The following is a 12,945-nucleotide window of genomic DNA, read 5'->3' on the forward strand; positions in this document are numbered from 1 at the left end:
GCCAACGGCTGGTCGGGCTCGACGAGTTCGCCGGGCCCACTGGGCTCGGTGGGTTCAGTGGGTTCATTGGGTTCGCCCGGTTCGCTGGAGGCCGCCGAGCGGTCGGTCGTCGACGGGCACCCCTACCACCCGTGCTGCCGCAGCCGTCCCGGCTTCACCGTCGCCGACCAGCTCGCCTTCGCCCCCGAGCACGGAGCCGACGTCGCCCTGGAGCTGTTCGCGCTGCTGCCCGAGCGCACGCTCGCCGTAGGGGACTGGCCCGCGTGGCTGCGGGACGACCGCGGCGCGACACTGCTGCCCGTCCACCCATGGCAGGCCCGGGAGGTGCTGCCGGGCCTCGGCCTCTCGCCCACCGACCTCGCCCCCACCGGTCGCACCTTGCCCGCCGCGCCGCTGATGTCGGTGCGCACCCTCGCCCCGCTCGACGGCGGCCCACACCTGAAGACCTCGCTCTCGCTGCGGATGACCTCGGCCGTCCGGGACATCTCCGCCGGTTCGGTGCGCAACGCGCCCGCGATCTCCGCTCTGCTGGAGCGCCTGGTCGCGCCGCTGAAGGGCTCGCTGCGCATCACCCGCAACCTGGCGGCGGCCGCCGCCCTGGTCGACGGCGAACCCTGTGCCGACCTCGCAGTGATCGCCCGCGAGTCCCCGTCGGCGGTCCTGCGACCCGGTGAGCGCGTCATCCCCCTGGCGGCCCTGGCCGTCCACCCGCCGAGGACCGAGGATCCGGCCGCCTGGCTGCGCGCCTTCGCGCGCCTCACCTGGCCGCCGCTGCTGTCGCTGTGGGACGGCGGCGTCGCGCTCGAAGCGCACGGTCAGAACCTGCTGCTCGTCCTGGACGGCGCCGACCGCCCGGTGCGGCTCGTGTACCGCGACCTGAACGACATCCGGGTCAGCCCGGAGCGCCTGGCTCATCACGCACATGGCGGCGGCTCCGGACGAGCTCTGCCCGTCACCGGGCACGTGATCAGCGACGACCCGCTGGTACTGCGCCGCAAACTGCTGGGTTCCCTGGTCGGCAGCGCCTTCGGCGGCCTTGTCTCCGGATACGGAGGGGGCGACCGAGACCTCGAGAACCGCCTGTGGCGGGTGGTCGCCGCCGAGGCGCGACATTCGGCGGCCGAGCTGCTCCACGACCCGGCGGACCGCCGCGCGCTGCTTGAGGAACCGCTGCCGGTCAAGGCACTGGCCCTGATGCGGCTGGACGGCCGGACGGCCGGGGACCGGTGGACGGAGGTGCCGAACCCGCTCGCCTGATCCGTTGATCCGTGGTCCACCTCGGACGCCACGGCTGCACAGCTCCGAGGCGGCTCTGAGGTGACTCTCAGACGGTGCCCCTCCGCTGGACAGTGGTGATGTTGGTAAGGCTAACCTTGCCTGGTGAGCATCTGTGCGAGAGTGTCGGAGGAGCTGGCGGAACCGCTGGCCGGCAGCGCGCCGCGGGCCGCCGCCTGGCTGCTGATCGAGCAGTCCGGCCCGTGGGGGCCGCGCGCCCTCACCGAGAGCCACTTCCACCCCGAACTCGGCCGCGAACTGCAGGAGCTCACCCGCGGCACCGGCGTCGAGATCGCGCTGATCCGCCGCCCCGGCAAGCACGCCGACCGGCCGCCGACCGGTGAGCGCGCCGTCTACCTCGCCCACACCGCACCGGGCCGCAGCTGGATCCGCGCCACCCATCTGGCCGACCCGCACGTGCTGCGCGACCTCGACTTCGCCGCGATCGGCGCGGGCGACCACGGCGACTTCGGCGCCTCCTACGAGGGCGACCCGCTCGCCCTCGTCTGCACCAACGGCCGACGCGACCGCTGCTGCGCGCTGCTCGGCCGCCCGCTCGCGAGCGAGCTCGCCGCCGCCGGCCACGCCCAGGTCTGGGAGGTCACCCACCTCGGCGGTCACCGCTTCGCACCGACCATGCTGGTCCTGCCCTACGGCTTCACCTACGGCCGGCTGACCCCGCCCGACGCCAAGGAGGTCCTGGAGGCGACCCACCACGGCCGCATCGTCCCTGAGTTCTGCCGCGGCCGCTCCTTCTGGGACCGCCCCGGCCAGGCCGCCGAGCTGGCGGTCCGCCAGAACTACGCGATCGACGATGCCGAGGCGCTGACGGTCGTCCAGGCCGCCGACCCTGTCGCCGCCGACACCTGGACCGTCCACGTCCACCACACCGACGGCCGTTCCTGGCAGGCCGGAATCCACCGCTCCGCTGCCACCCCGGCCCGGCCCGAGAGCTGCCTGAAGGCCCCCACCACGCCCGACCGCTACGACGTGATCTCCCTCGCCCCTCTGACCGCCGCAGCCGCCTGACGGCGGTCGCCGGCCCGGGCCCGGCGCCGCCGGCGCCGGGCCCCAACGGTGCCCTGGTGCGGTGTCCTTATGCGCTTGCTTTCGAGCGGCTGCTCGCCTTGGCTCGAGCCGTGACAGAGAAACCGACCCTGCTGCGGACCGACCGCCTCCTCCTGCGCCCCTGGCGCGAGACCGACCTCGCCCCCTGGGCGGCCATGAACGCCGACCCCGAGGTCCGGCAACACCTGGGCGGGGTGATGACGCGGGACCAGAGCGACGCGTCCGTGCGCCGCTTCCAGGAGGAGTTCGCGGCGCGCGGCTACGGATGGTGGGCCGTCGAGGTCCGCGAGAGCGGTGCCTTCGTCGGGTTCGCCGGGCTGGACGACGTGGACGAGGAGATGCCGTTCACGGGGGTGGAGATCGGCTGGCGGCTCGACCGTTCGGCGTGGGGGCACGGCTACGCCACGGAGGCCGCGCTCGCGTGCCTGGACTTCGGCTTCGAGCAGCTCGGACTCGACGGGATCCTCGCCCTCACGACCGTCGGCAACCTTCGGTCGCAGGCCGTGATGCGCCGGATCGGCATGACCCGCGACCCCGCCGAGGACTTCGACGACCCGACCGTGCCGGACGGGCCGCTCCGGGCGAACGTGGTCTACCGGATCAGTCGGGAACGGCGCCGAAGGGATGCCGCACGTCAAGCCGGTCAGGCGCGTCGTGGCCGGTGAAGCCCGCGGAGGCCGGTGAAGCCGGTGATGCCGGTCGGGCACCTCGTCCCGGTGAGGCCGGCGAGGCCGGTCAGGCCGCGCGGTAGCGGTGCTCCGGGCGGCCGGTGGAGCCGTAGCGGAGTTCGAGACGGGCCATGCCCTCGCGGACCAGGTAGGAGAGGTAGCGCTGGGCCGTCGCCCGGGAGACGCCGGTGAGCTCGGCGACCTCGGCAGCCGAGAGGTCACGCCGGGCGGTGCGGACGGCGTCGCGGACCAGGGCGAGGGTCGGCGCGGAGTGGCCCTTCGGCGGCACCGTCGGGAGCGGCGCGGCGCGGCCCGCGCTGAAGAGCGCGTCGACGTCCGCCTGGTCGGTCTCCTCCGCGTCGACCAGCGCGTCCATCCGCTGCCGCAGTTCGGCGTAGGCGACCAGCCGCTGTTCGAACGCGGCGAAGCCGAACGGCTTGACGAGATAGCCGACCGCGCCGAGCTGCATGGCCTCGCGCACCGAGTGCAGGTCGCGCGCGGCCGTGATCATGATCGCGTCGGGGCGTCCCGCGTGGGTGACCGCCAGGTCGGGCGGCTGCGCGGCAAGGCGGCGCAACAGGTCGAGGCCGGTGCCGTCCGGCAGGTAGATGTCGAGCAGCAGCAAATCCGGGTGGAGCGCGCGGACGGCCTCCTCCGCCGCGGCCACGCTCGCCACCTGCCCCGCGACCTCGAAGCCGGGCACCTTGGCGACGTACGCCGCGTGGATGCCGCTCACCCGGAAGTCGTCGTCCACGACCAGGGTTCTGATCACCAGCGCGTCCTTCCCGAGTTCGGTCCTGCTGTCGTGCTTCTTCCCGCGTTCCCCGCGCCCACCGCGTTCCCCGCAGCCGCCGCATTCTCCGGGGGCACCGGAGGCGCGGCGATGAACACCGCTCCGAGCGGGGCCGGTTCCGTGTCGGGCAGCGGCAGGCGGACGGTGAAGACCGCCCCCTCGCCCTCGCTCACCGTGATCTCGCCTCCGTGCCGGGTGACCAGTCGGTGGACCATGGCCAGGCCGAGCCCGCGGCGGGCGGTCCCACGGTCGGGCCGGGTCGACCAGCCGTCCTCGAAGATGTGCGCGCGGGCTTCGTCGGGAACCCCGGGACCATTGTCCGAGACGCGGACCGTGATCTCGTCCCCGCTCTCCCGGATCAGCAGCTCGACCTCGGCCGGACCGCTCGCGGCGCGCCCGCCGCCGAGCGCCGGGGTGGCGGTGGCGTCGACGGCGTTGTCCAGCAGGTTGCCGACGACGGTGAGCAGCCGCCGCAGATGGCCCGGCTCGGCGCCGAGCTTGGACGCCGGGTCCAGTGTGAGCCGCACACCGCGCTCGGCGGCGACGGTGCACTTGGCCACGATCAGACCGACCATCAGCGAGTTGGCGATCCGTTCGCGGATCTCCGCCGCCTGCGTCCGGTCCGTCGAGGCCAGCTCGACCGCGTACTCGAGCGCCTGCTCCTGCTCGCCGAGCTCCAGCAGCCCGGCGAGGGTGTGCATCCGGTTCGCGAACTCGTGCTGCTGCGCACGCAGCGCGTCGGTCAGGCCCCGCACGGAGTCGAGCTCGCGCAGCATGCCGACGATCTCGGTGCGGTCGCGGACGGTGACCACCGCGCCCAGGGCGCGGCCGTGCAGCACCACCGGCATCCGGTTGATCGCCAGACAGTGGCTGTCGGTGAGGACGTGGATCTCGTCCGGTCCCAGCTCGCCCGCCAGGGCCCGTCGCAGGCGGCCCTCGGGCAGCAGGTCCTCCAGTCGGCAGCCCAGCGCGGTGCCGAGGCCGAGCAGGCGCCGGGCCTCGTCGTTGACCACGCTCACCTTGTCGCTCTGGTCGAAGGCGACCACGCCCTCGCGGATGCCGTGCAGCATCGCCTCGCGGTCCTGCAGCAGCCCGGCGATCTCCTCCAACTCCAGCCCGAAGGTGGTCCGCTTGAGTCGCCAGGCCAGCGCGTAGGAGGCCAGCACGCCGACGGCCAGCGCGATGCCGATGTAGAGCGCGAAGACGGACAGCTCGTTCAGCAGGCTGGGAACCACGTCCCGCTCGTCGATGCCGACGGAGACCTCGCCGATGATCCGCCCCGAGGAGTCCCGGAGCGGAGTCCGGGCGTTGGCGGACCGTCCCCGCGACCCGTTGTCGATGAAGAAGTGGTCGTGCCCGTCCAGGGCCACGACGGGCTCGGTGACGGCCTGGCCGATCTCGCCCACGATCGGATGGGAGTGCCGGACGTGCCGGCGGTCGATCACCACGACGTAGCGGGCCCGCGCGGCGTTCATGATCCGGGTGGCGGCCGTCTGGACCGGGCCGTGCGGGCCCCGGCCCGGATCTCCGGCACTCATGGCCGCGACGATCTGCGGGTCAGCGGCGGCGATCTCCGCGATGGAGAGCGCGCGTTGCTCGTTGACGTGGTCGATCTGGGACCGCTGCGCGAAGCCCAGCAGCACGAGGCCGACGACGCTGGTCACGGCGAGGATCATGAGTTGGCTCACCAGGATCCGGCCGGAGAGCTTGCGCCGCGAGAACAAGTCGGCCTCCAACCGGGGTGAACTGGGGCGAAAGCCCCGTTGCCACGCCCATGTCCCGGCGATTGTGCCTGGTGAGGCGGCCCTTGCCTACCCCCGTCACCGTGCGCAGAATGCGCAGAACCCTCGGTAACGCGAGAAATGCACAACTCCCACACTCCTGAGGCCGGTGGGAGCTACGCTGGAAGTCAGCCCCCGGGCGCGCCTCCCCCGTCGCGCCCGGGGGCCCCGCTGTTCCGTGCCGTTCCCCGTTGTTCCGTGCTGTTCCGCATCGTCCAGCCCGAGGCGGGGGCGTTCAGACCGCGCCGGCGCCGGTGAGCGCCCTGACCTCCAGCTCCGCGTAGGCGTCGGCCTCGGCCCGCTCGCGCGAGGTCACCGTGCCCAGCCAACCGGCCAGGAACCCGCACGGCACCGAGACCAACCCGGGGTTCTGCAAGGGGAACCAGTCGAAGTGCTCGGTGGGGAAGATCGCGGCCGCGTTGCCCGAGACCACGGGCGAGAGCACCACCAGGGCCAGCGCGGGGATCAGCCCGCCCCAGATCGCCCAGGCCGCGCCGCGCGTGGTGAACCGTCGCCAGAACAGGGTGAACAGCAGCGCCGGCAGATTGGCGGAGGCCGCGACCGCGAAGGCCAGCGCGACCAGCGTCGCCACGTTCAGTTTCTGGGCGTACAGGCTCAGGCCTATGGCGACACCGCCGATGACGACGGCCGCGATCCGGGCCACCGCCACCTCCTGCCGTTCGGTCCGCGGCTTCTCCTCCGGGCGACGGAAGGTGTGGGCCCACAGGTCATGGGCGAAGGAGGCGGAGGAGGCCATGGTCAGCCCGGCCACCACCGCGAGGATGGTGGCGAAGGCGACGGCCGAGGTCACACCGAAGAGAACCGTTCCGCCGAGCGAGTCGGCCAACTGCGGCACCGCCGTGTTGCCCGCACTGTTGGCGGCCTTGATCGCGGGCGCGCCGATCAGCGCGGCGGCGCCGAGGCCGAGCACGATCGTCATCAGGTAGAACGCCCCGACCAGGCCGACCGCCCACATCACCGAGCGCCGGGCGGCCCGCGCCGTCGGGACGGTGTAGAAGCGGGAGAGGATGTGCGGCAGTCCGGCCGTCCCCAGCACCAGGGCCAGACCCAGGCTGACGAAGTCGAGTTGGTCGGTCAACCCGTGACCGAAGCGCAGCCCCGGCAGGAGGTAGGCATTTCCGTGGCCGCTGCCCTGGGCGGCGGAGCGCATCAGCGAGCCGACGTCACCGTGGAAACGGAGCAGGACCAGAGCGGTCAGCAGAACCGTTCCGCTCAGCAGGAGCACGCACTTGACGATCTGGATCCAGGTGGTGGCCTTCATGCCGCCCACCGTCACGTAGAAGACCATCAGCACGCCGACGCCGACGATCGATCCGGCCCGCGCACTCGGGGAGTGAAGGTTCAGCAGCAACGAGACCAGCGTGCCCGCGCCCACCATCTGCCCCAGCAGGTAGAGCAGCGAGATCACGATCCCGGAGACCCCGGCCGCGATCCGGACCGGACGCTCCCGCAGCCGCATCGTCAGCACGTCGGCCAGCGTGTACCGGCCGCAGTTGCGGACCAGTTCGGCGACGAGCATCAGCACCAGCAGCCAGGCCACCATGAAGCCGATGGTGTACAGCAGCCCGTCGTAGCCGTACAGCGCGATCAGCCCGGTGACGCCGAGGAAGGACGCGGCGGACATGTAGTCGCCGCTGATGGCGAAACCGTTCTGCATCGGACTGAAGTCGCGCCCTGCTGCGTAGAAGTCCTCCGCGGCACGGCTGCGACGGCCGGCCCAGAAGGTGATGCCCAGCGTCACCAGGACGACGAACGCGAAGAGGCCTGCGGCCATGGTCAATCCTCCCTCGTGGGGCCCGCCGCGCTCCGCGGCGGCCTCACCGGAGTCGGTCCTGGGTCTCCCAGCGCAGGCCGAGCGCGGCGCGGTCCCGATGGGCGCGGGCGTGCCGGGCGTACAGCCAGGTGAGCAGGAAGGTGCTGGCGAACTGGAGCAACCCCAGCAGCCAGGCGGTGTTGAACGGTCCCGCGATCGGACGCGCCATCAACTGCGGCGCGGAGACGGCCAGCACGACATAGAGCAGGTACCACAGCAAGAAGGCGGCGGTGGCGGGCAGCACGAACCGTCGGTACCGGGCTCGGATCTCTTGGAACTCCGGACTCTCGTGGACGGCCCGGTAGATGGCGGCCCGGTCGGGGGCGTCATGGGCGGGAGCGTCATGGGCGGCGTCCACGCCCGCGTCAGGAGGTGGGCTGGTGTCCGCGTCGGCCGGTGCACCGCCGTGCTCGTCGACCCCGAGGGGCTCACGCTCGCGCCGCTGATCCTGTCTCTCCCGCGCCTCGGACGGCGCGGACCACCAGTCGAAGGACCCTTCCCCCGGCGACCTCGACGGCTCAGCCGTCGACAGTTGTTCGGCCGATGACTCGGCGGCCAGTTCTTGAGGACTCACGTCACAAGAATGGGCAGCCCACCGACCCACCGTGGCCCGGTGTACGGACGTTCACCCCATCAGGTGATGGAGTCCGTGCTTGTACGCATAGCCGACCGCCTGGGCCCGATCGCGGACTCCGGTCTTGGCGAAGAGGTTGTTGATGTGGGTCTTCACCGTGGCGACGCTGACGAACAGCCGGGTGGCGATCTCCTGGTTGGACAGCCCCGCCGCGATCAGACCCAGCACCTCCGCCTCACGGGCCGTCAGCCCGTCCGGCAGCGCCGTCGGCGTCGCGGCCGGCGCGTCGGCCGGCTGCGGACCGACCGGACCGGACGTCGGCGCGGACGCGGACGTGGGCTGCGACACCGTCGGCGACACAGCCGGCGGGACCGGCGGCTCGCCCGCGGAGAGCCGCTCCAGCAGCCGCGCCTGTACCTGCGGCGACAGCCCGGCCGCGCCCGACCGCACGTCACGGATCGCGCGGGCGATCTCCTCGCTGCCCGCGTCCTTGGTCAGATAGCCGCGCGCCCCCGCCTGGAGCGCCGGAAAAAGCGAGTCGTCGTCCGCGTAGGTGGTCAGCACGATCACGGCCGTGCCCGGATGCTCGGCCCGGATCCGACGGGTGGCCTCGACCCCGTCGACCCGCGGCATCCGCAGGTCCATCAGCACGACCTCCGGCGCGTGCTGAGCGACGAGGGCCACCGCCTCCTCGCCGTCCGCCGCCGCGGCGACCACCTCGATGCCCGGGAGCAGCCCGAGCAACATGACGATTCCCTCGCGCACGACCTGCTGATCGTCCGCGACCACCACCCGCACCGGCTGATCGTTCATCTGACCCATCGTAATCAAGAGATCCGCTGGGAACCCGCGGCAGGTCAGCCCTTGATCCGCAAGAACACCCGGAACCCGCCCGGCGTCGGCCCGGCCTCCAGTGCGCCCCCGAGCAGCTCCGCGCGCTCGCGCATGCCCAGCAGCCCGAGGCCGCTCCCGGTGGACGACAGCTCTCCCCCGCCCTTGCCGCCCTCGTCCACCACCTCGAGCTCGACACTATCGTCCAGGTACGACAACCGGACGGTGCAGGCGGCTCCGGGCGCATGCTTGCGGACGTTGGTCAATGCCTCCTGCGCGGTGCGCCGAACCGCCACACCCGCCTCGGCGGTGAGCGGGCGCGGCGTCCCGGTCACCTCCAGCCGGGCCGACTCGTCCCCGGTCAGCTTGACCAGGAACTCCCCGATCGGCGTGAACTCGCCGCGCAGCGCCGAGAGCGAAGCCCTGGTCTCCAGCAGGCCGTCCTGGGCCATCCGGCGCGCGGCCACGATGCGCTCGCGGATCTGTTCGCGCTCCGCCCCTCCGTCGACCATCAACCGGGCCGCCTCCAGGTGCACGAGCTGTGCGGACAGGCTGTGCGCCAGCACGTCGTGGATCTCCCGCGCGATCCGGGCCCGTTCGGCGAGCGCGGCCGACTCGGCCTCCGCCGTGCGCAACGCCCGCTCCTGCGAGAGCGTGCGCTGCGTCTGCGCCCGTGCCTCCCAGTCCTGCCGGGTGACGTAGCCGAGGATGCCGAGCCCGAGGATGGTGACGGCGTTGCCCCAGTTCCGCACGTCGTGGGGGACGACCACCATGAAGACGGTCGTGGACAGCAGGGTGAAGGGCGCTGCGGCGACGATCGGCAGCCGCTGGATGGAGCCGACCGCGATGGCGCACATGAAGATGATGCCCATGACGGGGGCATGGTTCAGTCCGCACAGAACGGCCTCGACGGCGACGAACGTCAGCCACGCCAGGCTGCGCCGCAGGTTCATCCGCGGCGCCGAGCGGATGAAGCCCGCGAAGGCGAAGACGCCCAGGGCGGTGTTCACCAGCACGATGAGGATCTGCTGGGTGTTCAGCTGCTCGTTGGCGAACGTCGCCCACAGCCCGCCGACCAGGCCGCCGATCCGGCCGATCCAGCCGGTCCAGCGCCGCGCCGTGGCGAGGCCCTCCCGGGCGAGAGCCTCCCGGGAGGGCCAGTCGGTCCAACTTTCCACGTCACTCCTGCCGCTCACGGCCTGCCCCGCGTCTCCTGGAGCATTCCGCACCTCAGAGCATTCCGGCAGAGCCACCGTAGGTACCGTACGCCGGGGCCGGCGCGAACTCCCGTGCCCGCCACGTCACCACGGCCCCGCGGACCAGGAGCAGCGCGGCCAGCGCGAGCAGCAGTCCGGCCTGGCCCTGCGCGACGCCGAGGGCGGCGGCCGCCGCGTAGAGGCCGATCCGGACGGCCAGCATCCCGATCCAGGCGAAGAAGCTGGCCGTGGTGCCCTTGGACCAGATCGTCCCGTCGGCATCGGCCCAGATCCGGGTGGTGAAGCCCCAGGCCGCGCCGAGTCCGATCTCGACCAGGACGCCGCCGATCAGGAACGCCGCGGACAGCGTCTCGTGGTGCGAGTCCAGCAGATGCGGGTCGCGCAGGGCCAGGAAGGCGAGCACCGCCGGGACCACCAGCAGCTTGCGCGGGTTGGGGTTCCAACGGCGGGCCTGGAACTGTCGGAAGACCACGTATCCGACCACCGCGATGATGAGCACTACGTTGGCAACGGCGGGCATCTCGATCGTCTCCTGCTTCGACTTCTCCGGCGTTCCGGCGGGGTTCCGCCGACACCTACGAAGCTACGGAGCCGCGGCCCGCCGGACCTCGGCGCAGGGATGGAGACGGGGGTGGAGAAGCGGTGCGGCCGCCTCTCCACCCCCGGGTGGACCCGTCGTCGATCCGTCGTTCCGCCGTTGTTCCGCCGCAGGTCAGACGTCGATGCGGGAGCGGTCGAGCAGGGCGGCCGAGTCGACGATGAACTCCTTGCGCGGCGCCACGTCGTTGCCCATCAGCAGGTCGAAGACCTTCTCCGCGCCGTCCAGGTCGCCGAGGTTGATCCGGCGCAGGACGCGGTGGCGCGGGTCCATGGTGGTCTCCGCCAACTGGTCGGCGTCCATCTCACCGAGACCCTTGTAGCGCTGGATCGGGTCCTTCCAGCGCTGGCCCTTGCGCTGGAGCTCCAGCAGCGTGTTGCGCAGCTCGCTGTCGGAGTAGGTGTAGATGTACTTCTCCTGGCCCTTGCGCGGGTTGGTCAGCTCGATCCGGTGCAGCGGCGGGACGGCCGCGAAGACCCGCCCGGCCTCGACCATCGGCCGCATGTAGCGCTGGAACAGCGTCAGCAGCAGGCAGCGGATGTGGGAGCCGTCGACATCGGCGTCGGCCATCATGATGACCTTGCCGTAGCGGGCCTGGTCGATGTCGAAGGTGCGGCCGGAGCCGGCCCCTATCACCTGGATGATCGCGGCGCACTCGGCGTTCTTGAGCATGTCCGAGACGGACGCCTTCTGCACGTTCAGGATCTTGCCGCGGATCGGCAGCAGCGCCTGGAACTCGGAGTTGCGCGCCACCTTGGCGGTGCCGAGCGCCGAGTCACCCTCGACGATGAACAGCTCGCTGCGGTCGACGTCGTCGCTGCGGCAGTCGGCCAGCTTGGCGGGGAGGGACGAGGTCTCCAGCGCGGTCTTGCGACGCTGCGCGTCCTTGTGCTGACGGGCCGCGACACGGGTGCGCGCGGCGGAGACCACCTTGTCCATCACCGTGCGCGCCTGGGCCTTGGCGTCGCGCTTGGTGGAGGTCAGGAACTCCTTGAGCTCCTTGGCCACCACGGCCGCGACGATGCGCTGTGCGGCGGAGGTGCCCAGCACCTCCTTGGTCTGGCCCTCGAACTGCGGCTCCGCGAGGCGCACCGTGACCACCGCGGTGAGGCCTTCGAGGGCGTCGTCCTTGGTGATGTCGTCCTCCGCGACGCGCAGCAGCTTCGCCGCGCGCAGCGCCTCGTTGAACGTCTTGGTCAGGGAGCGCTCGAAGCCGGCGACGTGGGTGCCGCCCTTGGGCGTGGAGATGATGTTCACGAAGGAGCGGACGGTGCTGTCGTAGCCGGTTCCCCAGCGCAGCGCGATGTCGACGCCCAGCTCGCGGACGACCTCCGTCGGCGTCATGTGGCCGAGCTCGTCGAGGACCGGCACGGTCTCCTTGAAGGTGCCCTGCCCGGTGAAGCGCAGCGTGTCGCAGACCGGCTTGTCGGGCGCCAGGAAGTCGCAGAACTCCGCGATGCCGCCGTCGAAGCGGAACACCTGCTCGTCGACGGATGCGCCGTCGACGCCGCGCTCGTCACGGACCACGATCGTCAGGCCGGGCACCAGGAAGGCCGTCTGCCGGGCGCGGTTGTGCAGGTTCTCGAGGGAGAGCTTGGCGTCCTTGAGGAAGATCTGCCGATCGGCCCAGTAGCGGACACGGGTACCGGTCTTGCCGCGCGGAGCCTTGCGGCTCTTGTCCAGGGTGCTGCCCGGCGTGAACGCCGCGTCCGGGCCCTCGCCCTTGAAGGAGCCGGGCGTGCCACGCCGGAAGCTGAGCGCGTGGACGTGGCCGCTGCGGTCCACCTCGACGTCGAGGCGGGAGGAGAGGGCGTTCACGACGGACGCGCCGACGCCGTGGAGTCCGCCGGAGGCGGCGTAGGAGCCGCCGCCGAACTTGCCGCCGGCGTGCAGCTTGGTCATGACGACCTCCACGCCGGACAGGCCCGTCTTCGGCTCGACGTCGACCGGGATGCCGCGGCCGTTGTCGCGGACCTCGACCGAGCCGTCGCCGTGCAGCAGCACGTCGATGTGGTCGCAGAAGCCGGCCAGGGCCTCGTCGACGGCGTTGTCGATGATCTCCCACAGGCAGTGGGTCAGGCCTCGGCTGTCGGTGGAGCCGATGTACATGCCGGGGCGCTTGCGGACCGCTTCGAGCCCCTCGAGGACGAGAAGGTGCCGCGCGGTGTAGTTGGAGCCGTCCTGCTGGGCACTGGCGGGCACGGTCTGTTCGGCGGTCACGCGGTCCTGCTCCTTAACCTTCTGAAACCTTCGGTCACGTGGGTTGCTTCAGTTACTTCGGTTGCTTCGGTCGACTTCAGTTACTG

Annotated in this window: 11 protein-coding genes; 3 read left to right on the top strand and 8 right to left on the bottom strand. The window is 71.8% G+C overall.

Annotation, left to right across the window (positions count from 1 at the left end):
- The 3 genes from TR49_RS26315 to TR49_RS26325 form a co-directional block, all read left to right on the top strand.
- The coding region (locus TR49_RS26315; RefSeq protein WP_084725434.1) for an IucA/IucC family protein at positions 1-1,257 on the top strand (1,257 nt) is incomplete at its 5' end.
- Between the two features lie 123 nt (positions 1,258-1,380).
- On the top strand, positions 1,381-2,304 hold the full coding sequence (locus TR49_RS26320) for a ferredoxin family protein (RefSeq protein WP_042386145.1): 924 nt from the start codon (positions 1,381-1,383) through the stop codon (positions 2,302-2,304).
- Positions 2,305-2,414: 110 nt separating this feature from the next.
- Positions 2,415-3,008 carry a GNAT family N-acetyltransferase gene (locus TR49_RS26325; protein ID WP_042386147.1) on the top strand — a complete coding sequence of 198 codons (594 nt, stop codon included), beginning with the start codon at positions 2,415-2,417 and terminating at the stop codon, positions 3,006-3,008.
- Positions 3,009-3,078: 70 nt separating this feature from the next.
- Here the strand turns inward: TR49_RS26325 and TR49_RS26330 are convergent, their stop codons facing one another.
- The 8 genes from TR49_RS26330 to TR49_RS26365 form a co-directional block, all read right to left on the bottom strand.
- The gene (locus tag TR49_RS26330) at positions 3,079-3,783 is read right to left on the bottom strand and encodes a response regulator (protein WP_042386149.1); all 705 of its coding nucleotides are present in this window, start codon (positions 3,781-3,783) and stop codon (positions 3,079-3,081) included.
- The gene (locus TR49_RS26335) at positions 3,780-5,528 is read right to left on the bottom strand and encodes an ATP-binding protein (RefSeq protein ID WP_236653534.1); all 1,749 of its coding nucleotides are present in this window, start codon (positions 5,526-5,528) and stop codon (positions 3,780-3,782) included. The genes TR49_RS26330 and TR49_RS26335 overlap by 4 nt, the downstream gene beginning before the upstream one ends.
- Before the next feature lie 292 nt (positions 5,529-5,820).
- Complete coding sequence (locus TR49_RS26340; protein WP_042386152.1) at positions 5,821-7,380, bottom strand: monocarboxylic acid transporter; 1,560 nt, start codon at positions 7,378-7,380, stop codon at positions 5,821-5,823.
- 43 nt (positions 7,381-7,423) lie between these two features.
- Positions 7,424-7,993, bottom strand: a complete 570-nt coding sequence (locus TR49_RS41760) for a DUF485 domain-containing protein (RefSeq protein WP_236653535.1) — start codon at positions 7,991-7,993, stop codon at positions 7,424-7,426.
- Between the two features lie 51 nt (positions 7,994-8,044).
- Complete coding sequence (locus TR49_RS26350) at positions 8,045-8,806, bottom strand: response regulator transcription factor (protein ID WP_042386252.1); 762 nt, start codon at positions 8,804-8,806, stop codon at positions 8,045-8,047.
- 44 nt (positions 8,807-8,850) lie between these two features.
- Complete coding sequence (locus TR49_RS26355; RefSeq protein WP_042386154.1) at positions 8,851-10,002, bottom strand: sensor histidine kinase; 1,152 nt, start codon at positions 10,000-10,002, stop codon at positions 8,851-8,853.
- A gap of 52 nt (positions 10,003-10,054) precedes the next feature.
- Positions 10,055-10,561: a CcdC protein domain-containing protein gene (locus TR49_RS26360; RefSeq protein ID WP_042386157.1), complete on the bottom strand. Its 507-nt coding sequence runs from the start codon at positions 10,559-10,561 to the stop codon at positions 10,055-10,057.
- A gap of 192 nt (positions 10,562-10,753) precedes the next feature.
- A complete protein-coding gene (locus TR49_RS26365) occupies positions 10,754-12,859 on the bottom strand; it encodes a DNA gyrase/topoisomerase IV subunit B (protein ID WP_042386161.1) in 2,106 nt (701 codons plus the stop codon).
- Between the last annotated feature and the right edge of the window lie 86 nt (positions 12,860-12,945).

The organism is Streptacidiphilus melanogenes (genome assembly GCF_000787835.1).
Classification (GTDB): domain Bacteria; phylum Actinomycetota; class Actinomycetes; order Streptomycetales; family Streptomycetaceae; genus Streptacidiphilus; species Streptacidiphilus melanogenes.

Excerpts from the sequence above, each read along its gene's own strand:
- TR49_RS26350 (WP_042386252.1), bottom strand. The coding sequence starts at position 8,806 with ATGAACGATCAGCCGGTGCGGGTGGTGGTCGCGGACGATCAGCAGGTC.
- TR49_RS26340 (WP_042386152.1), bottom strand. The coding sequence starts at position 7,380 with ATGGCCGCAGGCCTCTTCGCGTTCGTCGTCCTGGTGACGCTGGGCATC.
- TR49_RS26360 (WP_042386157.1), bottom strand. The coding sequence starts at position 10,561 with ATGCCCGCCGTTGCCAACGTAGTGCTCATCATCGCGGTGGTCGGATAC.